Origin of the sequence: Aquitalea magnusonii (assembly GCF_002217795.2) — a bacterium.
In the GTDB taxonomy this organism is placed as follows: Bacteria; Pseudomonadota; Gammaproteobacteria; order Burkholderiales; family Chromobacteriaceae; genus Aquitalea; species Aquitalea magnusonii_B.
Genome location: NZ_AP018823.1, coordinates 4501447 through 4521083 on the forward strand (window position 1 = coordinate 4501447; position 19637 = coordinate 4521083).

General features: G+C 60.5%; 21 protein-coding genes. 15 read left to right on the top strand and 6 right to left on the bottom strand.

The annotated features are described in order from the left end of the window. The first annotated feature begins 115 nt into the window (after positions 1 to 115). The 3 genes from lpxC (at position 116) to moaC (ending at position 1752) form a co-directional block, all read left to right on the top strand. The gene (gene lpxC / locus DLM_RS21110) at positions 116 to 1027 is read left to right on the top strand and encodes a UDP-3-O-acyl-N-acetylglucosamine deacetylase (RefSeq protein WP_197715621.1); all 912 of its coding nucleotides are present in this window, start codon (positions 116 to 118) and stop codon (positions 1025 to 1027) included. A 2-nt stretch (positions 1028 to 1029) separates the two neighbouring features. Continuing rightward, positions 1030 to 1209, top strand: a complete 180-nt coding sequence (locus tag DLM_RS21115; protein WP_089082930.1) for a hypothetical protein — start codon at positions 1030 to 1032, stop codon at positions 1207 to 1209. A 63-nt stretch (positions 1210 to 1272) separates the two neighbouring features. Then, positions 1273 to 1752 (top strand): cyclic pyranopterin monophosphate synthase MoaC, encoded by a 480-nt coding sequence (gene moaC, locus DLM_RS21120; protein ID WP_089082929.1) that lies wholly within the window; start codon positions 1273 to 1275, stop codon positions 1750 to 1752. Positions 1753 to 1834: 82 nt separating this feature from the next. Here the strand turns inward: moaC and DLM_RS21125 are convergent, their stop codons facing one another. The 4 genes from DLM_RS21125 to DLM_RS21140 all read right to left on the bottom strand — a co-directional run bounded on the left by DLM_RS21125 (position 1835) and on the right by DLM_RS21140 (position 4626). Next, the gene (locus DLM_RS21125) at positions 1835 to 2233 is read right to left on the bottom strand and encodes a lysozyme inhibitor LprI family protein (protein ID WP_089082928.1); all 399 of its coding nucleotides are present in this window, start codon (positions 2231 to 2233) and stop codon (positions 1835 to 1837) included. A gap of 26 nt (positions 2234 to 2259) precedes the next feature. Beyond that, positions 2260 to 3174, bottom strand: coding sequence for a DMT family transporter (locus tag DLM_RS21130; protein ID WP_231959925.1), 915 nt, complete (start codon positions 3172 to 3174; stop codon positions 2260 to 2262). Positions 3175 to 3311: 137 nt separating this feature from the next. Continuing rightward, positions 3312 to 3833, bottom strand: coding sequence for a CNP1-like family protein (locus DLM_RS21135; protein ID WP_167467186.1), 522 nt, complete (start codon positions 3831 to 3833; stop codon positions 3312 to 3314). A gap of 13 nt (positions 3834 to 3846) precedes the next feature. Further along, a complete protein-coding gene (locus tag DLM_RS21140) occupies positions 3847 to 4626 on the bottom strand; it encodes an NRDE family protein (protein ID WP_089082926.1) in 780 nt (259 codons plus the stop codon). Positions 4627 to 4742: 116 nt separating this feature from the next. Between DLM_RS21140 and DLM_RS21145 the strand changes: the two genes are divergently transcribed. The 8 genes from DLM_RS21145 to DLM_RS21180 all read left to right on the top strand — a co-directional run bounded on the left by DLM_RS21145 (position 4743) and on the right by DLM_RS21180 (position 13178). Beyond that, the gene (locus DLM_RS21145) at positions 4743 to 4973 is read left to right on the top strand and encodes a sulfurtransferase TusA family protein (protein ID WP_089082925.1); all 231 of its coding nucleotides are present in this window, start codon (positions 4743 to 4745) and stop codon (positions 4971 to 4973) included. Between the two features lie 69 nt (positions 4974 to 5042). Continuing rightward, entirely contained in the window at positions 5043 to 6077 is a 1035-nt protein-coding gene (gene pyrC, locus DLM_RS21150) for a dihydroorotase (RefSeq protein WP_089083035.1), read from the top strand. Positions 6078 to 6651: 574 nt separating this feature from the next. Next, the gene (locus tag DLM_RS21155) at positions 6652 to 8265 is read left to right on the top strand and encodes a peptide ABC transporter substrate-binding protein (protein ID WP_089082924.1); all 1614 of its coding nucleotides are present in this window, start codon (positions 6652 to 6654) and stop codon (positions 8263 to 8265) included. A gap of 184 nt (positions 8266 to 8449) precedes the next feature. Next, positions 8450 to 9370 carry an oligopeptide ABC transporter permease OppB gene (gene oppB / locus DLM_RS21160; RefSeq protein ID WP_089082923.1) on the top strand — a complete coding sequence of 307 codons (921 nt, stop codon included), beginning with the start codon at positions 8450 to 8452 and terminating at the stop codon, positions 9368 to 9370. A gap of 14 nt (positions 9371 to 9384) precedes the next feature. Then, the gene (locus DLM_RS21165) at positions 9385 to 10299 is read left to right on the top strand and encodes an ABC transporter permease subunit (RefSeq protein WP_089082922.1); all 915 of its coding nucleotides are present in this window, start codon (positions 9385 to 9387) and stop codon (positions 10297 to 10299) included. Between the two features lie 11 nt (positions 10300 to 10310). After that, on the top strand, positions 10311 to 11312 hold the full coding sequence (locus tag DLM_RS21170) for an oligopeptide/dipeptide ABC transporter ATP-binding protein (protein ID WP_089082921.1): 1002 nt from the start codon (positions 10311 to 10313) through the stop codon (positions 11310 to 11312). Beyond that, the gene (gene oppF, locus DLM_RS21175; RefSeq protein WP_089082920.1) at positions 11305 to 12297 is read left to right on the top strand and encodes a murein tripeptide/oligopeptide ABC transporter ATP binding protein OppF; all 993 of its coding nucleotides are present in this window, start codon (positions 11305 to 11307) and stop codon (positions 12295 to 12297) included. The genes DLM_RS21170 and oppF overlap by 8 nt, the downstream gene beginning before the upstream one ends. Before the next feature lie 140 nt (positions 12298 to 12437). Next, entirely contained in the window at positions 12438 to 13178 is a 741-nt protein-coding gene (locus DLM_RS21180; RefSeq protein ID WP_089082919.1) for a M48 family metallopeptidase, read from the top strand. A 256-nt stretch (positions 13179 to 13434) separates the two neighbouring features. Here DLM_RS21180 and DLM_RS21185 read toward each other — a convergent pair whose 3' ends face one another. Further along, positions 13435 to 14220, bottom strand: a complete 786-nt coding sequence (locus DLM_RS21185) for a tRNA threonylcarbamoyladenosine dehydratase (RefSeq protein WP_089083034.1) — start codon at positions 14218 to 14220, stop codon at positions 13435 to 13437. Between the two features lie 201 nt (positions 14221 to 14421). Between DLM_RS21185 and DLM_RS21190 the strand changes: the two genes are divergently transcribed. The 3 genes from DLM_RS21190 (at position 14422) to DLM_RS21200 (ending at position 16651) form a co-directional block, all read left to right on the top strand. After that, positions 14422 to 14646, top strand: coding sequence for a hypothetical protein (locus DLM_RS21190; protein ID WP_089082918.1), 225 nt, complete (start codon positions 14422 to 14424; stop codon positions 14644 to 14646). Between the two features lie 130 nt (positions 14647 to 14776). Next, on the top strand, positions 14777 to 15805 hold the full coding sequence (gene ltaE, locus DLM_RS21195) for a low-specificity L-threonine aldolase (protein WP_089082917.1): 1029 nt from the start codon (positions 14777 to 14779) through the stop codon (positions 15803 to 15805). Between the two features lie 81 nt (positions 15806 to 15886). Next, positions 15887 to 16651 (top strand): alpha/beta hydrolase, encoded by a 765-nt coding sequence (locus DLM_RS21200; protein WP_089082916.1) that lies wholly within the window; start codon positions 15887 to 15889, stop codon positions 16649 to 16651. Between the two features lie 208 nt (positions 16652 to 16859). Here the strand turns inward: DLM_RS21200 and DLM_RS23240 are convergent, their stop codons facing one another. Then, positions 16860 to 17174, bottom strand: a complete 315-nt coding sequence (locus DLM_RS23240) for a type 1 fimbrial protein (RefSeq protein WP_145985913.1) — start codon at positions 17172 to 17174, stop codon at positions 16860 to 16862. A 369-nt stretch (positions 17175 to 17543) separates the two neighbouring features. On the opposite strand from DLM_RS23240, the gene DLM_RS21205 reads away from it, so the two are divergent. Continuing rightward, complete coding sequence (locus DLM_RS21205; RefSeq protein ID WP_089082915.1) at positions 17544 to 19577, top strand: prolyl oligopeptidase family serine peptidase; 2034 nt, start codon at positions 17544 to 17546, stop codon at positions 19575 to 19577. Positions 19578 to 19637 lie beyond the last annotated feature (60 nt).

The window sequence follows — 19637 nt, forward strand, 5'->3', positions numbered from 1 at the left end:
AAGGCCATTCAGGATAAATAGTTAAATACTATTAACGTGTGACGAGCAATCAATAAAGCATGGCGCAAGCCTGTGCTAGAATCGGGTCTTCCCGATTGCCTGAGAGCTTCACATGATATTCCAGCGCACGCTAAAACAAGCGATCAGCGCCACAGGTGTCGGCTTGCATTCTGGCGAGCGGGTGAAACTCACCCTGCTGCCGGCAGCCCCCGACACCGGCATCGTCTTTCGCCGTACCGACTTGCCCGAGCCGGTAGAGGTGAAGGTCGAGCCTGCGCTCGTCAACGACACGCGCCTCTCCTCCACGCTGGTGACAGACACCGGCGTGCGTGTCGGCACGATCGAGCATTTGATGTCAGCCTTTGCCGGTTTTGGCATCGACAACCTTGTAGTCGAGGTGACGGCGGCGGAAATTCCCATCATGGATGGCTCCGCCGCCCCCTTCATTTACCTGCTGCAAAGCGCTGGTGTGGTCGAGCAGTCCGTACCCAAGCGCTTTATCCGGGTGAAACAGCCGCTGGAAATCATCGAAGGCGACAAATGGGTCAGACTGGAGCCGTTGGATGGCTTCAAGATCACCCTGTCCATCGAATTCAATCACCCCGCTTTCAACCTGGCACCGCAGAAAGTCGAAATCGACTTTGCCAACAGCTCTTATCTGGACGAGATCAGCCGCGCCCGTACTTTCGGCTTCATGCATGAAGTGGAATACATGCGCCAGCATGGTCTGGGACTGGGTGGCAGCCTGGATAACGCCATCGTCATCGATGACGAGTACGTGCTCAACCCGGAAGGTCTGCGCTTCCCCGATGAATTCGTGCGCCACAAGATCCTGGATGCCATCGGTGATCTCTACATCATTGGCCATCCGCTGATTGCGGCTTTCTCCGGCCACAAATCCGGCCACGCGATGAACAACAAGCTGCTGCGCAAGCTGCTGGAAACCCCGGATGCCTGGGAATACGTCAGCTATAGCGATCCGCTGGATGCACCGTCCAGCTTCCATCGCCTGCCCGAGGTGGTGTAAGCATGCTGTGGTGGCGGCTGTGGGCGATTGTCATCATCCTGGCGTTTGGCTGGGCATCCATCAGCTATGCACTTACCCGCAACCCGCGCTACCTCCGGCTTTGCCTGCGTCTGTGCAAATGGACGGGTGCGCTGGGGCTGTTGCTCACCCTCTTCTGGCTAATTGGCAAATTGATCCGTTAGCCGCACACTGCCAGCCATCTTAATCTGATGGCAGCTCACGGCTGCCGCTTGCGGGAGGTTTACATGTCCGGACTGACTCATTTTGACGCCAGCGGCCAGGCCCACATGGTGGACGTGGGGGACAAAGAGGTCAGTCGCCGCCGCGCGGTGGCACAGGGCAGCATCCGCATGCTGCCTGCCACCCTGGCCTTGATTCGCGATGGCCATCATAAAAAGGGCGACGTGCTGGGCATTGCCCGCATCGCCGCCATCATGGCTTCCAAACGCACTGCCGACCTGATTCCGCTGTGTCACCCGATTGCGCTCACCCGCGTTGCTGTCGAATTTGCGCTGGACGAAGCCGCCAGCAGCGTCAGCATTGCCGTGACCGCTGAGTGCAGCGGTCAGACCGGAGTGGAAATGGAAGCGCTCACCGCAGCCAGCGTCGGCCTGCTCACCATCTACGACATGTGCAAGGCGGTGGACCGTGGCATGGTGATTTCCGCCGTGCAGTTGCTGGAAAAAGAAGGCGGCAAGAGCGGGCACTGGAAAGCCGGGGCCTGAGTCGCCGGCAGGGGCATGCAGCCAAGCAGGCAGTTTCTTACGTCGCGTATTCCCAGCTTCAGGCAGGCTGCCAGCCACTGTTTTATTGCAGCGAAGGGCAGTCCAGCTCGCCTTCCTTGCATTGCATCAGTTTTTGCAACTCCTTGATGCGCGTCTCCGTCTTGCCGGTCAGGCACTGCAACCAGATGGTGGGGAAGATGCTGCCACCACTGACCTGTGCGGTTTCAAAACGGCAAGCGGCATCGCGGTAGCCTACCCAGGCCCGCTGGGCAACAGTCAGCCGTTGCTGGTCGTCGGCAGCCAGCCGCTGGCGATATTGCTGGTAGAGGCTGTTCAGTCGGCTATCGGCCAGAGCATGCGCTTTGGCCGCGCAGACATTCATCTCCGCCTGCGTCATGGCATCCTGGCAGTTATCGCTGGCCGCCAGTGCCATGCTGCTGCACAGCCCTGCCAGCAGCAGGCCGCTCAGACCGTATTTCATTGAGGTTCCCTTTGTATCGCCCGGTTTCAGTCATGCAGCTCGGTCAGTTGCACCTGCTCCGGCCGCGCTTCGCGGCTGATCAACACCACCGCTGCCAGAATCAGCCCGCCACCCAGCACCTGGCTCCAGCCCAGCGGTTCGCCCAGTAACAGCCAGGCCAGCAGGATGGTGACCACTGGTTCTGCGGTGGAAATCAGCGAGGCCTGGGTGGCACCAGTTTTGGCCAGTCCGGACAGGAACAGTGCCAGTGCCGCCACTGTGCCAAAGCAGGCAATGCCCAATACCGACAGCCAGCCGTGCAGGCTGGCCGGGCCGTGAAAGCCGGTGATGGCCAGGTAAATGCCATAGCAGCTGGCGGCAGCAAACACCACCACACAGGCCGAGGTCAGCGGGTCACAGTCCGCGGTATAACGGCTGCCGGCCAGGATGTACAGCGAGTAGATCAGTGCAGAAGTCAGTCCCAGCAGCAGTCCCAAGGGTTGTGCGGAGAGCTCCAGCCCGATGGTGACGGCCAGTCCGCCAAGGGCCAGCGCCAGTGCCAGCATGCGTCTGCTGCTAAAGCGTTCGCCCAGCAGCAGGGTGGACAGCACCAGCACGATGGCGGGAAACAGATACAGCAGCAAGGCGATGGTGCCGGCGCTGGCGTAGTGCAGGCCGGAGAAATAGCAGGCGGCCATGCCGGCATAGCCCAGGCTGCCCATGGCGATCAGCACCAGCAGCGCCCGGCCGCGTGGCCACGGCAGTTTTTTCCATAACACCCAGGGCAGCAGTAACATCCCGGCCAGGAAAAAGCGCAGAAACAGCAGGCTGGGGGTGGAAACACCATCGGCATAGGCAAAGCGCGCCAGGATGGCCATGCTGCCAAAACCGATGGCGGAGAGCAGGATTTTGAACTGGGCCAGCGTCAGTGCGTGGCGTGAGGCGGAAGGGCTGGAAGACACGATGCGGCCAGAGGCAGGGGAAAGACTTATTGATACCGCAATTTCACCTGCTTGTCATGGCGCTTGCACCGGGCTGGTGCAAAACAGGGTGGACAGCGGGCGCTGGGCTGGCCCTGGCTGTCCACGCCCGGCCTGCGCTAGCGCCAGGGTGCTGCGCGCAGCAGCTTGACAGCCTGCTCGGCGGATTTCGGCGCTGTCTTGTCCACGCACAGGTCCTCGCGCAGTGCGCGGCGTGCCTTGTCGTCGTATTCGATCTTGCGCCAGTCGGCGCGCATGGATTCAATCCAGCGCTTGTTGATGGCATCGCCAAAGGCGTAGCTGCGGTATTTGCCCTCGCTGCACTGAATGCCTTCGATGCTCAGGTTTTCAGCCCCTGCCGGGCTTTGCACGCGCAGGATCAGCCGCACCACGCCATCTTCACCTACGCTCATGCTCTTGCTGTCGGCAAAGTATTTGTTGACCACTTCCGGGCCAATATAAAAACCGATCCAGTCCGGTGCCGCCGGGTAGTCCGGCAGGGTGTACTTGCCTTCCTCCCAGGGTTTGACATCTTCCATGGCGTAATTGGTGTTGTTGAAACCCTTGTTGTATTCGCTGGCCTGGGCAGCCAGGGCCAGCAGCAGTCCGGCCAGGGCCAGACCAAATCGGGACAGTTTCACGCACATCTCCTGCTCAAGGCTTGGCCGGGTGCTGGATCTGCCCCGGCCGGATGGTATAACGGCGGCGGCCGGCTTCACGGCCAGCCAGCCCCCAGGAAAGTTCGGACAAGCTTACATCACCGCGCGCTGATACGTTGAGCAAGATCGATGCGCGGGTGCCATAGTCGCGTCCCTGGATGAAGATGGGGGAGAGGGTTTTTTCCAGCGCCAGCCCCACCCCGGTATTGGGCAACTGGCCAGGTCCGGCGGCGGTGGCATCGGCCAGCCAGCCAAAGGCTTCGTCTTCGCCAGGCGGGCGGCGCAGGCCGCGCAGGTGTTCGGCCAGCCGTTCGCTCTTGAACCAGGGCGTATCCAGCGTGGCATTGGACAGGGTATGAATGCCGGGCGTCACCCGGGCAATGCGCGCGCCGCGGCTGTGAAAGTGGAACAGGTCGTCCACCTGGCCGTACAGCAGGTTGAACGGCGCATAATGCTGGTGGTTGTCGCGCAGCCAGTCGGCAAAGGCAAACGGGTCGTCATCGCCGGTGACAAAGCGCGGCACCAGTTCACCACGCGAACGCTCGCCGCTCTTGCCATAGCCTTCGCGGAAATTGGTCAGCGCGGCAAAGCGACCGCGGCCATCCACCATCAGCCAGCTGCCACCGGCCTGCAGGTCGCGTCCGCCCAGGGTATCGGTATAGTCATCCCACCAGTCCAGCGGTGCCGCCGGGCGGGCATAGTATTCGTCACGGTTGGCCAGCAAAACCAATTGGCCCAGGCCGGGCATCTTGTAGGCAAAAGCGATCACGCACATGACGGGCATTCCGATTTGGGAGGGGCTTGACGGGTGGCGTACACTAGTCGGATGGATAGCCGGTAGAATACCGCCTTCATTTGGCATTGTAACGTAAAGACTGAGCGACACACCTGATGACTCCAGACCGCCTGATTGACCTGTCCGGCCTCAACTGCCCCTTGCCCATCCTGCGCGCCAAGAAAGCGCTGGCCGATATGGCAAGCGGCAGCGTGCTGGAAGTGATTGCCACCGATGCCGGTGCGCCCAAGGATTTCGAGGCCTTTTGCCGCCAGACCGGCAATGCGCTGCTGGAGTCCACCACCACGGCGGAAGGCAAGTTCCGCATGGTGCTGCGTCGCAAGTAAGCCTGCCGCCCGGACGGGATGATCCCGGCCTGCCCCGATACTGCTAGCCCCGACAAAGAGCCCAAGCGCATGACGACACTGACCCTGATCCGCCCCGACGACTGGCACCTGCACCTGCGCGATGGCGCAGCCCTGGCTGCCGTACTGCCCGACACCGCCCGCCAGATGGGCCGCGCCATCATCATGCCCAATCTGAAACCGCCGGTGACCACGGTGGAAGCTGCCGCCGCCTACCGCGCGCGTATTCTGGCCGCGCTGCCGGCCGGCAGCCGTTTTGAGCCGCTGATGACGCTTTACCTCACCGACAACACCAGTGCGGAAGAAGTGCGCAAGGCGCGCGCCAGCGGTTTCGTGCATGGCATCAAGCTGTATCCGGCCGGTGCCACCACCAATTCCGACTTTGGCGTCAGCAGCATTGATAAAGCCATGCCGGCACTGGAAGCCATGGCCGAATGCGGCATGCCGCTGCTGGTACATGGTGAAGTGACCGATCCGGCCATCGACATTTTCGACCGCGAAGCGGTGTTCATCGAACAGGTATTCCAGCCGCTGTTGGCCCGCCTGCCGTCCTTGCGCGTGGTGTTCGAACACATCACCACCAAGGATGCCGCCGAATACGTGGCCAGCGCGCCGGACAACATCGCCGCCACCATTACCGCGCACCACCTGCTGATGAACCGCAACGCCATCTTTGTTGGCGGCATCCGCCCGCATCATTACTGTCTGCCGGTGCTCAAGCGCGAGCTGCACCGCCAGGCGCTGGTGCAGGCTGCCACCTCCGGTTCGGCCAAGTTCTTCCTTGGCACCGACAGCGCGCCGCATGCCCGTCACGCCAAGGAAGCCGCCTGTGGCTGTGCCGGCATGTACACCGCCAATGCCGCCATCGAGCTGTATGCCGAAGCCTTCGAGGACGCCGCTGCGCTGGACAAGCTGGAAGCCTTTGCCAGCTTGAACGGCCCGGCTTTCTACGGTCTGGCCCCCAATGCCGACACCATCACCCTGGTGAAGGAAAGCTGGACCGTGCCGGCCGAACTGAGCTATGGCGATGAGGTGCTGGTGCCGCTGCGTGCTGGCGAAGCCATTCACTGGCGCATGCAGGACTGATTCCTTCCGCTCCTCGCCGCTGTAATGAAGCTCCCGCACGGGAGCTTTTTTTACGCCTGCTGCCTGGCTATCCCGGCCATATCTGAATCTGGCTGGCGCTGATTAAGAGTGGCTAACAAGCAGGTTGTGTCTCTTGGGCCAGGAGGCGCAACGCCGCCGCAGGTTTATTGTTAGCGTCCCTAAGCCAGGGCTGGATTTAACTGCTGCAGAAGCCAGCCGCCATCCGGCCGGGATAAATCACTAATACAAGCTGGCAAACGGCTTAAATGTGCAACGCATGCAAGATATTAATACCAGCCAATATAAATACTCATGATGCAGGCGAATGATATTGCCTGGATGCCAATTTTTTTGTGAATAAATGCTCTGGAAATGGCTATCGTCGTTGAAATGACACGGATTTTGCAAAACGATTGTCATATTGTTCTGACTCGGGCTTGAGAAATCCAAAAGCGACAGCGCATAATGGCCCGGCCCGTTTCTGACAGTTAAACGGTAGTTCCGAACATAATTCGGATAAAAGAATTTACACACCCGCAATAAGCGGGGCATTTCAGTACAGGAGAATAGGCGAATGAAACATCATAAATCGCTGCGCGTGGCGGCTGCTGCCGTTGCCCTGGCCTTGGCAGGTAGTGCTGCTCTGGCCGCCCAGGTTCCGGCTGGTGTCAAGCTGGCAGCCAAGCAGGAACTCACCCGCAACACCGGCTCCGAGCCCGAGTCGCTGGACCCGGTACTGGCCGAATCGGTTCCGGCCAACACCATTACCGCCGACCTGTTTGAAGGCCTCACCGCCACCGACAGCTTTGGCAAGGTTGTGCCGGGTGTGGCCGAGTCCTGGAAGCAGACCAGCCCCACCACCTGGGTATTCAAGCTGCGCAAGAATGCCAAGTGGTCGGATGGTTCCGCGGTGACCGCGAGCGATTTCGTCTATGGCTGGCAGCGTTTTGTCGAGCCCAAGACGGCATCTCCCTATGCCTCTACCTACGGCATCTTCATCCTCAACGGCAAGGAAATCACCGAAGGCAAGAAGCCCGCTTCTGCGCTGGGTGTGAAGGCCGTGGACAAGTACACGCTGGAAGTACAAACCCCGTACCCGGTACCGTTCATGCCGTCGCTGGTAGCCAACACCCAGCTGGCTCCGCTGCCCAAGGCCACCATCGACAAGTTCGGCAAGGACTGGACCAAGCCGGGCAAGATGGTTTCCAACGGCGCTTTTGCGCTGAAGGACTGGCAGGTCAACAGCAAGGTGGTGGTGGAAAAGAACGCCCAGTACTGGGACGTGAAAAACGTGCAGCTGGGCAAGATCACCTATCTGCCGATCGAAGACCACAACGCCGACGTGAAGCTGTATGAATCCGGCGAAAACGACTGGGTACTGGAACTGCCGTCCGGCACTTACGACAAGTACAAGACCCAGTATCCGAAGGAAATCCGCAATGCGCCTTTCCTGGGCCTGCGTTACTACTCGCTGAACAACAAGGACCCGCTGCTGAAAGACGTGCGCGTGCGCAAGGCACTGTCCATGGTGATCGACCGTGACATCCTGGCCAAGAAAGTGACTGCCGACGGCCAGGCTCCGGCCTACAGCGCCATCGTGGCCGGTACTGCCGGTGCCGATGTCACCAGCTACGACTGGGCAAAATGGCCGATGGCCAAGCGGGTGGAAGAGGCCAAGAAGCTGCTGGCCCAGGCCGGTGTACAGCCCGGCACCAAGCTGAAGTTTGCCTACAACACCAGTGACTACCACAAGAAGATGGCCATTTTTGCCGCTTCCGAATGGAAATCCAAGCTGGGCCTGAACACCGAGCTGGAAAGCCTGGAATTCAAGGTGCTGCTGAAGAAGCGTCACGATGCCGATTACCAGATCGCTCGTAACGGCTGGGTGGCAGACTACAACGACGCCACCACCTTCCTCGCGCTGGTGCAGTGTGACAACGACCAGAACGACAACAAGAACTGCAATGCCAAGGCCGAAGCGCTGATCAAGCAGGGTAGCGATAGCACCGATCAGGCCAAGCGCAAGCAACTGTTCACCCAGGCGGTGAAGATGATCATGGATGACTATCCGATGATCCCGCTGCTGCAATACACCGCACCGCGTCTGGTGAAGTCCTATGTGGGTGGCTACGGCAAGAACCCGATGGACCGCTACCGCGGCAAGGACCTCTACATCATCCAGCACTAAGCCTTGCGCTTGACTGAGTGATGCAAGAGGAGGGGGCTGCGGCCCCCGGTTGAACAGAGGCCGGATGTCCGCCAGACGGACATCCGGCTTGTGATGTAGCGCATCATGCCGGCGCACCGTGCCGTGCAGCCATGTTCACAAGACGTGTGCTGCGCTGGCGGACGAGCCTGGCTGGAGTATCCCCATGTGGTCCTATACTTTCCGACGCGTGCTGGCGACCATTCCCACACTGCTGGCCGTCATTACCGTTTGCTATCTGCTGCTGCACCTGACCCCGGGCGGCCCGTTTGACGGGGAACGCAAGGTGTCTGCTGCCGTGCTGGCCAATTTGCAGGCCAAATACCATCTCGACCTGCCGCTGTGGCAGCAATACCTGTATTACATCAAGAGCCTGTTGCAGGGCGATCTGGGTGCTTCCTTCCGTTATGCCGACTGGAGCGTGAACGACCTGGTGGGCAAGGCCCTGCCGGTGTCTGCCGCCATCGGTGGCGGTGCCATCGTGATTTCCCTGTTCATCGGCGTGGCGCTGGGCATTGTGGCCGCACTGCGCCAGAACAGCCTGATCGACTATCTGGTGATGCTGCTGGGCAATATCGGCGGCGCTTTTCCGTCCTTCGTGCTGGGCCCGGTGCTGGTGATGGTGTTTGCCATCGGCCTGGAATGGTTGCCGGCCGGCGGCTGGGATGATTTCTCGCTGCGCTACATGGTGCTGCCGATTGCCCTGCTGGTGTTCATCAACATCTCCACCATCGGCCGTGTGATGCGCGGCAGCATGATCGAGGTACTGGGCAGCAACTTCATCCGTACCGCCCGCGCCAAGGGCCTGCCCATGCGCACCATCGTGCTGCGCCATGCGCTCAAGCCGGCCTTGATGCCGGTGGTGTCGGTGATCGGCCCGCTGGCCATTTCCTCGATTACCGCTGCGGTAGTGACCGAAACCGTGTTCGGCCTGCCCGGTCTTGGCAAGCTCATCGTCAATGGTGCCGCCAACCGCGACTACACGCTGGTACTGGGCCTGGTGGTACTGGTGACGGTGATTACCGTTGTTCTCAACCTGCTCGTGGATCTGGCCTATGCGCTGCTGGACCCGAAGATTCGCTACTGAGCGGGAGCAAAATCATGATGCAAAGCAAACAGAAAGCCATGACGGCTGCGCTGGACAATGGCCTGACCGATGCCGCCGTAGAAGGCCGCAGCCTGTGGCGTGATGCGCGGCTGCGTTTTTTCCGCAACAAGGCCGCCGTGCTCAGCCTGATCGTGCTGGCCTTCATCACCCTGGCCTGTGTGTTCGGGCCGATGGTGCTGCCGCACACTTATGAAGACACCGACTGGGACGCAATGGGCATTGCCCCGACGCTGCTGAATACCCACTGGTTCGGTACCGATGCACTGGGACGTGACCTGCTGGTGCGCTGCCTGATCGGCGGGCGCATTTCGCTGATGGTGGGCGCGCTGGCCACCATCGCCTCGGTGGCACTGGGCATTGTCTGGGGTGCGACGGCCGGCTTCATGGGCGGCAAGGTGGATGCGCTGATGATGCGTATTGTCGACATGATGTATGCCGTGCCCTACCTGCTGATTGCCATCCTGATGGTGACCCTGCTGGGCCGCGACTTCTACCTGGTGGTGCTCACCATTACCGTGTTTTCCTGGATGGACATGGCACGGGTGGTGCGCGGCCAGACACTGGCAATCAAGTCCAAGGAATATGTCGAGGCGGCGCACGCCATCGGCGTGTCCACGCCCAAGATCATCTTCCGTCACATCGTGCCCAACCTCTTGGGCATCGTGGTGATCTACACCACCGTCACCGTGCCGGGTGTGATCCTGACCGAATCGGTGCTGTCCTTCCTGGGCCTGGGGGTGCAGGAGCCGATGACCAGCTGGGGTGTGCTGATTCAGGACGGTGCCGGCGTGATGGATGCCAGCCCGTGGATTCTGCTGTTCCCGGCCGGCATGCTGTCGGTCACCCTGTATTGCGCCAACTATATCGGCGACGGCCTGCGCGATGCGCTCGATCCGAAAGATCGTTGAGGTAGCAACAGATGAGTCTATTGAAAGTAAGTAATCTGGGCGTACAGTTCCAGACCAACGACGGCGTGGTCAGCGCCGTCAACGGCGTCAGCTTCGAGCTGGAAAAAGGCCAGACCCTGGGCATCGTCGGCGAATCCGGTTCCGGCAAGAGCCAGACCGTGCTGGCCATGATGGGCCTGCTGGCGCGTAACGGCAAAACCACGGGCGAGGCGCTGTATCAGGGCCAGAACCTGCTGGCCATGAGCCCGACCTCGCTCAACCGCATCCGCGGTGACCGGCTGGCAATGATCTTCCAGGACCCGATGACCTCGCTCAACCCCTATCTGACGGTAGAGCGCCAGATGACCGAGGTACTGGAGCTGCACAAGGGCATCAGCCGCCGCGATGCCAAAAAGCGCGCCATCGAGCTGCTGGACGCAGTGCGCATTCCGGAAGCCGCCCGTCGCATCAATATGTATCCGCACGAATTTTCCGGCGGCATGCGCCAGCGGGTGATGATTGCCATGGCCCTGCTGTGCGAACCGGAAGTGCTGATTGCCGACGAACCCACCACCGCGCTGGACGTGACGGTACAGGCGCAGATCCTCACCCTGCTCAAAGACCTGCAGCGTGATTTCGGCACCTCCATCGTGATGATCACCCACGATCTGGGCGTGGTAGCCGGCCTGTGCGAGAAAGTGATGGTGATGTATGGCGGCCGCGTCATGGAATACGGCACGGCGGACAATATCTTCTATCAGCCCAGCCACCCCTATACCATCGGCCTGCTCGGCGCACTGCCCCGGCTTGACCACGACGGCAGCGAGCTGGTGAGCATTCCGGGTAATCCGCCCAATATGGCGCACATGCCCAAGGGCTGCCCGTTCTCTGAGCGTTGCACCCATGCCAGCAGCCGCTGCGCCGACGAACTGCCGGCACTGGCTGCCAGCACCAGTAATCCGCAGGTACTGCGCGCCTGTCACAAGCCGGTAGCCGAATTGCAGCTGGCCGCACAGGAGGTGGCACATGTCTGAACAAGCCAAGCAGCCGATTCTGTCGGTACGTGATGTCAAAGTGCATTTTCAGGTGAAGGGCGATGGCCGCTGGCCGTGGAGCGCCAGGCGCACGCTCAAGGCGGTGGACGGGGTCAGCTTCGACTTGTACGCCGGTGAAACCCTGGGTGTGGTGGGCGAGTCCGGCTGTGGCAAGTCCACCCTGTCGCGCGCCATCCTCAACCTGATTCCGGCCACCGCTGGTGAAATCGTGTGGATGGGCAAGGACCTGACCCGTGGCAGCGACAAGGACTGGCACGCGGTGCGCAAGGATATCCAGATGATCTTCCAGGATCCGCTGGCCTCGCTCAACCCGCGCATGACCGTGGCGCAGATCATTGGCGAACCGCTGCGCGTGCATAAGCCGGAGCTGTCCGCCGACGACATCATGCAGCGCGTGCGCAGCATGATGCGCAAGGTGGGCCTGCGCGAGCAGATGATCAACCGCTATCCGCACGAATTTTCCGGTGGCCAGTGCCAGCGTATCGGCATTGCCCGTGCGCTGATTCTGGAGCCCAAGCTGATCATCTGCGACGAACCGGTGTCGGCGCTGGACGTGTCGATCCAGGCACAGATCATCAACCTGCTGAAGGAGTTGCAGCGCGAGATGGGGCTGGCGCTGATCTTCATCGCCCACGACCTGGCGGTGGTGAAGCATATTTCCGACCGCATCCTGGTGATGTATCTGGGCCGCGAGATGGAGCTGGCGCAAAAGCATGCCTTGTACGACGCGCCTGCCCATCCTTACACCCGCGCCTTGCTGTCGGCCATCCCCATTCCGGACCCGAAGCTGGAAAAGGGCAAGGTGATCCAGATCCTGCAAGGCGATCTGCCCAGCCCGATCAATCCGCCGTCCGGCTGTGTGTTCCGCACCCGCTGCCCGCAGGCCGAAGCGCGTTGCAGCAAGGAAACCATCCAGCTGCGCCGTATCAGTGAAGCAAGCCAGAGTTCCTGCCTGCTGGCCTGATTCAGCTCCTGTTGGCTACTCGGCCCCGCATTGACCATGCGGGGCCTTTTTCATTGCTGCAGGCTGCTTATGCCAGGATGACTGTTAAATACTGAAAAATTACGTTAGCATCATGGCGCATTTTAAAAAGGAATTTTGATATGAAAAAATTGTCCCTTGCTCTCGTTTTTGCATTGTCCCTGTCTGGCACCGCCCAGGCTTTCGACCTCAACGGCATGCTCAGTTCCGGCAGCGACCTGCTCAAGGCCGCCACGCTCAGCGATGCCGATGTGAAGAACCTGGCTGCTGAATCCAGCGCCGTGATGGACAAAAAGAACAAGATTGCCCCGCCTTCCAGCGCTTATGGCAAACGTCTGGCCAAGATCGTCAAGGGTCTGGACAGCGAAGACGGCACCAAGCTCAACTTCAAGGTTTACCAGACCAAGGAAGTCAACGCCTTCGCCATGGCCGATGGCACCGTGCGCGTGTACAGCGGCCTGCTGGACAAGATGGATGACGACCAGGTGCGCTTCGTGATTGGCCATGAAATCGGCCACGTCAAGCTGGGTCACAGCAAGAAGGCCATGCAATTGGCTTACGCAGCCTCCGGTGCGCGCAAGGCTGCTGGCAGCAGCGGCAACAGCACCGCCGTAGCCCTGAGCGAGTCCGATCTGGGCAATTTTGCCGAAGCCATCGTCAATGCCCAGTTCTCGCAATCGCAGGAAAGCGATGCCGATGCCTACGGCGTGGGCTTCCTCAAGCGCCACAACTACAATGTGCAAGGCGCACCGTCGGCCCTGCGCAAGCTGGCCGAGCTGTACGGCAACGACAGCAGCATGCTGGCCAGCCATCCGGCGCCGGGCGAACGCGCTGCCAAGGTGGAAAAGCTGATCGCCAACTGATCAGGCGACTGACGTAAAAAAGGCCTCCGCATGGAGGCCTCAGGCTGCTGACAAAGTTATTTGGTTCGATTGCACTGGACCCGGCGAAGCCGGGCCATCCGACTAAGTAATTGATTCCGCAGCCTTCCCATCTATTCCCAATCCCCCCGCCCTTGCCCTGCAAGGGAGCCCTGCTTTCTTTCCAGAAAGCGAGAGGGATTTATCAATAATCTGAAGCCTCCGCATGGGGGCTTTTTTCATGCCGGGTCGGCGAGGTTCAGCGTTTCTTTGGCGGCTTGGCCAGTTGCTTGAGCGCATGGGAAACCGCCACCAGCCCGAAGCTGGCGGTCACCACCATGCCGGCACCAAAGCCGGCGCAGGACAGGCCTTGCGGGCCACGGCTGCTGTCGGCATCGCAGCTTTGCGTGTCGGGATAAACCAGCTGTTCGGTGGAAAACACGCAGGGAACATGCAGCTTCTTGCCGGCATCACGCGGAAAACCGTGATAGCGGCGCAGGTTATAACGCAGCTTGGACAACAGCGGGTCGTAAGTCACTTCACCCAGATCAGCCAGCTTGATCAGGGTGGGGTCCATCTGGCCACCGGCACCGCCGGACACGATAAACGGCTGGCGACGGCGCACGCACCAGGCCGCCATGGCGGTTTTGACGCGCAGATTGTCGATGCAGTCGATGATGAAGTCGAAGCCCTGGCCCAGCATGGCGTCCAGATTGTCTTCGGTAACGAAGTCCTCGATTTCCTGCACCACGCAGGCCGGGTTGATGGCGCGCACCCGCTCGGCCAGCGCCGTCACCTTGGCCATGCCGTAGTGCGGGTCCAGCGCCGGTAACTGGCGGTTGGTGTTGGATTCGGCAATATTGTCCAGATCAATCAGCGTCAGGCGACCGATTGCGCTACGGGCCAGCGCCTCCACCGCCCAGGAACCCACGCCACCCACCCCCACCACACAGACATGGGCTGCCTGAAAGCGGCTGAGTGCATCGGGGCCATACAAGCGGCCAATACCGCCAAAGCGGCGGTCAAGATCTGCGTCGTGCGACATCTGCTGTATATCCGGAACCAAAAAACGGCCAAGCATAACCAACAGCGCCGAGACTGACCAGTGTTTGTCCGGAAAAAAGCAAGCAACTGATTTACTGGAACTTTCCGCCAGCTTGCCTATCCTTCTGCATAGGTCCGTCACGAATGCATGTCGGCATTCCTCTGATCCGGGCCGGCCTGAGTGATCTCAAGGGAGTTCCCCATGAAGCACCCGCGTTTCGATATCGATCTGGACAAGCATTACAACGCCACCGTGGTGATTGCCTGCGTGGCATGCGGTCACGAAAACCGCCATCATCTGAAATCCCTCTCCCCCGACCATAGCTTGCGCTGCCAGTGCGGCAACGACATCTCCATGACCCATACCGCCATGCAGGCGGCCCAGCGCCGAGTGAGCGAATTGAAGCAGGCTTATCGAATATCCTGATGCAGTGACGCCGACAATTTGTGTATCACCCCCGGCAAGCAGTTTGCTGGCACAATCAGGCAAGGCCTGATCTGGCATTTCCCTTCACGGCGGCCTCTCTGGCCGCCGCTTTCATTTGCAGGAGCACAACATGCAGTGGATTGATATGCGCAGCGATACCGTCACCCAGCCCACCCCGGCCATGCGCCAGGCCATGGCCCATGCCGTGGTGGGGGACGATGTCTATGGTGACGACTCGACCGTGGCCGAACTGGAAGCACTGGCCGCCCGCCTGCTGGGCAAGGAAGCCGCCTTGTTTGTGCCCACCGGCAACTTTGGCAACCAGTTGGCCATCTTCACCCACTGCCAGCGCGGCAACGAGGTGATCCTGGGCGACGACTGCCATATCGTGTGGCACGAAACCGGCGGCGCGGCGGTGATTGCCGGGGTGCAATTGCGCACCATCGCCGGTGACAAGGGGGTGATGGACCCGGACGAAATCGCAGCGCGCATCCGGGTGGGCCACGATGTCCACTGGCCGCAAACCGGGCTGATTTGCCTGGAAAACGCTCACAGCAATGGCCGGGTGATTCCGCTGGACATCATGCAGCGCACTGCCGACATCGCCCGCCGCCACGGCGTGCCGGTGCATCTGGATGGTGCGCGCGTGTTCAATGCCGCCACCTATCTTGGCTGTGAGGTGCAGGACATCACCCGCCATGCCGACAGCGTGATGTGCTGTCTGTCCAAGGGACTGGCCGCACCGGTGGGCTCCATCCTGGCCGGTTCGGCCGACTTCATCGCCCGTGCCCGCTACAAGCGCAAGCTGCTGGGCGGCGGCTGGCGTCAGGCTGGCGTGCTGGCCGCGCCGGGCATTCTGGCACTGACCGAGATGACACAGCGGCTGGGCGAGGACCATGCCAATGCCCGCTATCTGGCCGAGCGCCTGCACGGCATGCCCTGCATCGAAGTCGAGCTGGATGATGTCCACATCAATATGGTGTGGTTCCGTTTTCTGGCCGATATCGATGTCAGCGAACTGATGGCCGCGCTGACTGCGGCCGGCATCAAGGTGAATCCGCCCGAGGGTGGCCGCATGCGGCTGGTGACGCACTGGCAGACCAGCCGCAGCGACATCGACCGGGTGCTGGAGGTATTCCAGCGCGTATTGAGTGACTAGGCGTCACCGATAAAAAACGGCTGCCACCTTCGCCTTTCCGCCTTGGCAAACCTTGTCCCGCAAATGCTTGCCGGAGGAACCATGCAACACATGCTGATAGCCTTATTGGTCTTGTTTTGTGGAGCCGTGCAGGCCCAGGAGCAGATGCTGACGCTGCAAACCAGGCCATCCGTCACGCTGCGCCTGTTGCTGCTGGAGCCGGAAGGCAAAGCGCAGGCCAGCCTGATTCTGTTTACCGGCGGCGAGGGTGTGCTCAGGCTGGGAGACGACGGCCAGCTACATGCCGGTGCTGGCAATTTCCTGGTGCGTACCCGCCAGCAGTGGGCCGCGCAGGGCTTTCAGGTGGCGGTGGTGGATGCGCCGTCCGACCATGCGGACAATCTCAACCAAGGAGATTTCCGCAGCAGTGCCGAACACGCACAGGACATCGCGCTGGTCATCGCCCAGCTACGCCAGCGCGCCGCTGTACCAGTATGGCTGGTGGGCACCAGTCGCGGCACCACCTCGGCAGCAGCCGTGGCCATACGCCTGCAGGACAAGGTGGACGGTGTGGTGCTGACCTCAACCATCAATCGCGGACGTGGCAGCGTGGCAGACCTGGCTTTGCCACAGCTGACTCAGCCGGTGCTGGTGGTGCAGCACCAGCATGACCAGTGCAAGGTGACGCTGTATCAGCATGTCCAGCCGGTGATGGATGGCTTGCAGTCATCGCGCAGCAAGGAATTGCTGCTGCTGGATGGCGGCGTGGACAAGGGCGACCCGTGCCAGCCGTGGGCCGCACATGGCTATAACGGTATCGAAGCGGAAGTGGTGGAAAAGGTGGCGCGCTGGATTCGTCAGCACTGACTGGCAAACCGGGCCTGCACCCGGCGGGAGGGCAGCTTGGTCTGATCACAGCATGTGCGGCAGCAGACGCTGACGCGCTGTTGCAACAGCGCTGAGCCAGGTATGCCGATGTCCGCACTCAGCGTCGGACACAAAAAAGGACCTGCAACAGGAATGTTGCCAGGTCCGTTTTTTTGCGTGTGTTTCATGCCGGTCTTGATCGTGTCGCTCAATTGTAAATCACAGTAACCCATCTACTGCCCGCCTCAGAAACCTGCTCAATCTGTTTGGATGCTGATGAGAAGTTGCGCGATACACGGACCGATTGTGTGGCAGAAACGTCGGCACAACTCGGATTGAGCTTGCCATGACGGGCGCTATGGTAAGCCGCGGGGTGCTCGGCATAGTGCAGCCAGGTTGCTGCAGGAATGACGCAGGGAGAATTCACGATGCCACCACGAAACGTGATGGTTCCACTACTGGCTTTGGCAAATGGGCAGGCCAACACAATGAGGCAAAACACTGCAAGACGAGCTGGTTTCATGATTTTTCATCCCTTTGCTAAGAATAATTACTTCATTGTTAGGAAATTTCTCTTCAATTTATAGGAAATTATTTAGCCACTATTGCTTAATCATGATGAAATTATTATTAAGCAATTAGTTTTAAATAAGTGAGTAACTCAATATATAAAATCTTTTGATTTAATATAAGAAGCCAACTTGAAAGGTATCGGTTTAATTTCGAGGTAAATATAAAATGCGCAGCGCCGTTGTGTCGCAAGAAAATGCTTTGTCATGACCACGTGCAGTACTAAAGAACGGCTCACTGAGGTGCCGCGAAATTGATGCTGTTTTAGATCAATACCGATGCAGTGCTAAGCTGTATGCCTGTTTGCATTTCTGGTTCCCTCATGTCCCACCTTCCCGATTCCCACCTGTGGCTGGAAAGCCTGGATGATCCCGCTGTCGATACCTGGGTTGCCGCACAGAACAAGCGCACCCAGGCCGTACTGGATGCCGATGAACGCTATGCGCCCTTGCGCCAGGAAATCCTCGATCATCTGCGCGATACCCGGCAGATTCCCTTCTTTTCCGAACACGCCGGCTGGCTGTACAACTTTCATCAGGATGAACACCACCCGCGCGGCATTTACCGCCGCACCACGCTGGCGGACTATCAGGCGGCCAGCCAGCAATGGCATACCGTGCTGGACGTGGATGCCGTTGCCGCCGCCGCCGGCAAGGATTGGTATCTGGATGGGGTGGCGCACTGCACGGTGCAGCCCTCCCGTGTGCTGGTGCATTTGAGTGAGGGCGGCGGCGATGCCAGTCTGGCTTGGGAGTACGATCTGGAAACCGCCAGTTGGGTGGAGCAGGGCTTTCGTTTTCCGCACGGCAAAAACCACATTGCCTGGCGCGACCCGGACAGCGTGCTGGTATGCCCCGGCTGGAAGGGCGCGCCACTGAGCCGTTCCGGCTACCCGCGCGAAGTGTGGCTGGTGGAACGCGGGGCCGACGGCCAGCATCAATGGCAGCAGCTATTTGTAGCGGACCAAGATGCCATGATGGTGGCCGCCTGGCGTTATCTGGACGGTCCGGATGGCTGGCTGGACCTGATCGAAGCGGCTGACGGCTTTTACAGCAAGACTTACCACCTGATCGACGCTGATTTGCAGACCCATCCGCTGCCGTTGCCGCCTAAGGCGGATATCGAGGCTTATCTGCACGGCCAGTTCATCGTCAAGTTGGCGGAAGACTGGTGCTGGCAGGGAGAAACCCATGCCGCCGGCAGCCTGTTGGCGGTGCCGCTGGCCTGCCTGCTGGGCGATGCGGGTGGCATCCAGTTGCTGGTGGCTCCGGCAGCCAGGCTGGCGGTGGAGTCGGTGGAAACCACCCGTAGCAGCGTGGTGGTGAACCTGATCGACAATGTGCGCAGTCGCCTGCAAGCCTTCGACTGGCAAGGCGGTAGCTGGCACGCGCGCAGCCTGCCGGTGCCCGACAGCGGGGTGATCGAATTTGCCGACCAGCCCTGGAACAGCGATGTGCTGTGCTACAGCTTCAGCGACTTCCTCACCCCCACCGGCCTGTACCGGCTGAATGTGGCTACCGGTGAGCAGGACTGCCTGCGCCAGCAGCCCGCCGCATTCGATGCCAGCGGCTTTGTGGCCGAGCAATGCTGGGCCACCGCGTCCGATGGTGTGGACATTCCCTATTTCGTGGTGCGCGCTCGCGATACGGTATTTGATGGCCAAACCCCGACGCTGTTGTACGGCTATGGCGGTTTTGAAGTGCCGATGATGCCCTACTACGTGGAAAACTTCGGCGCGCACTGGCTGGAAAAGGGCGGTGCCTTTGTGCTGGCCTGCATTCGTGGTGGCGGCGAGTTTGGCCCCGGCTGGCATCAGGCCGCGCAGGGCATCAAGCGCCCGGTGTCGTTTGATGATTTTTGCAGCGTGGCCGAGGCGCTGATCGGCAGCGGCCTCACCCGCCCGGACAAGCTGGGCATAGAAGGCGGCAGCAATGGCGGCCTGCTGGTGGCCGCCTGCATGGTACGTCGCCCAGAGTTGTTCAAGGCCGTGGTGTGCGAGGTGCCGCTGCTGGACATGCTGCGCTACACCGAGCTGCTGGCCGGTGCCAGTTGGATAGACGAATACGGCGACCCGGCCGACCCGCAACAGGCGGCAGCCTTGCAGGCGTATTCGCCCTATCACCAACTGCAAGCCGCTGCGCGCTACCCGCTGCCCTTGTTCACCACCAGCACGCGCGACGACCGGGTACACCCCGGCCATGCGCGCAAGATGGTGGCGCAGATGCAGGCACTGGGGCATCCGGCCTTGTTGATGGAAACCGATGCCGGTGGCCATACCGGCAATGCCGGTCAGGAGCAGACCGCAGCGGAACTGGCGCGGGTACTGGTGTACCTGTATCAGCAACTGATGGATTAAACCCATCGTCATCGGTTGGCGGCGGTGCTAGTCTGGGCGTTTATTACCAAGAGCGGCTAA

Excerpts from the sequence above, each read along its gene's own strand:
- DLM_RS21140 (WP_089082926.1), bottom strand. The coding sequence starts at position 4,626 with ATGTGCGTGATCGCTTTTGCCTACAAGATGCCCGGCCTGGGCCAATTG.
- DLM_RS21165 (WP_089082922.1), top strand. The coding sequence starts at position 9,385 with ATGATGCAAAGCAAACAGAAAGCCATGACGGCTGCGCTGGACAATGGC.
- DLM_RS21145 (WP_089082925.1), top strand. The coding sequence starts at position 4,743 with ATGACTCCAGACCGCCTGATTGACCTGTCCGGCCTCAACTGCCCCTTG.
- DLM_RS21155 (WP_089082924.1), top strand. The coding sequence starts at position 6,652 with ATGAAACATCATAAATCGCTGCGCGTGGCGGCTGCTGCCGTTGCCCTG.
- DLM_RS21125 (WP_089082928.1), bottom strand. The coding sequence starts at position 2,233 with ATGAAATACGGTCTGAGCGGCCTGCTGCTGGCAGGGCTGTGCAGCAGC.
- oppB (WP_089082923.1), top strand. The coding sequence starts at position 8,450 with ATGTGGTCCTATACTTTCCGACGCGTGCTGGCGACCATTCCCACACTG.
- oppF (WP_089082920.1), top strand. The coding sequence starts at position 11,305 with ATGTCTGAACAAGCCAAGCAGCCGATTCTGTCGGTACGTGATGTCAAA.
- DLM_RS21200 (WP_089082916.1), top strand. The coding sequence starts at position 15,887 with ATGCAACACATGCTGATAGCCTTATTGGTCTTGTTTTGTGGAGCCGTG.
- pyrC (WP_089083035.1), top strand. The coding sequence starts at position 5,043 with ATGACGACACTGACCCTGATCCGCCCCGACGACTGGCACCTGCACCTG.
- DLM_RS21115 (WP_089082930.1), top strand. The coding sequence starts at position 1,030 with ATGCTGTGGTGGCGGCTGTGGGCGATTGTCATCATCCTGGCGTTTGGC.
- DLM_RS21185 (WP_089083034.1), bottom strand. The coding sequence starts at position 14,220 with ATGTCGCACGACGCAGATCTTGACCGCCGCTTTGGCGGTATTGGCCGC.
- DLM_RS23240 (WP_145985913.1), bottom strand. The coding sequence starts at position 17,174 with ATGAAACCAGCTCGTCTTGCAGTGTTTTGCCTCATTGTGTTGGCCTGC.
- DLM_RS21170 (WP_089082921.1), top strand. The coding sequence starts at position 10,311 with ATGAGTCTATTGAAAGTAAGTAATCTGGGCGTACAGTTCCAGACCAAC.
- DLM_RS21180 (WP_089082919.1), top strand. The coding sequence starts at position 12,438 with ATGAAAAAATTGTCCCTTGCTCTCGTTTTTGCATTGTCCCTGTCTGGC.
- DLM_RS21205 (WP_089082915.1), top strand. The coding sequence starts at position 17,544 with ATGTCCCACCTTCCCGATTCCCACCTGTGGCTGGAAAGCCTGGATGAT.
- ltaE (WP_089082917.1), top strand. The coding sequence starts at position 14,777 with ATGCAGTGGATTGATATGCGCAGCGATACCGTCACCCAGCCCACCCCG.
- DLM_RS21190 (WP_089082918.1), top strand. The coding sequence starts at position 14,422 with ATGAAGCACCCGCGTTTCGATATCGATCTGGACAAGCATTACAACGCC.
- moaC (WP_089082929.1), top strand. The coding sequence starts at position 1,273 with ATGTCCGGACTGACTCATTTTGACGCCAGCGGCCAGGCCCACATGGTG.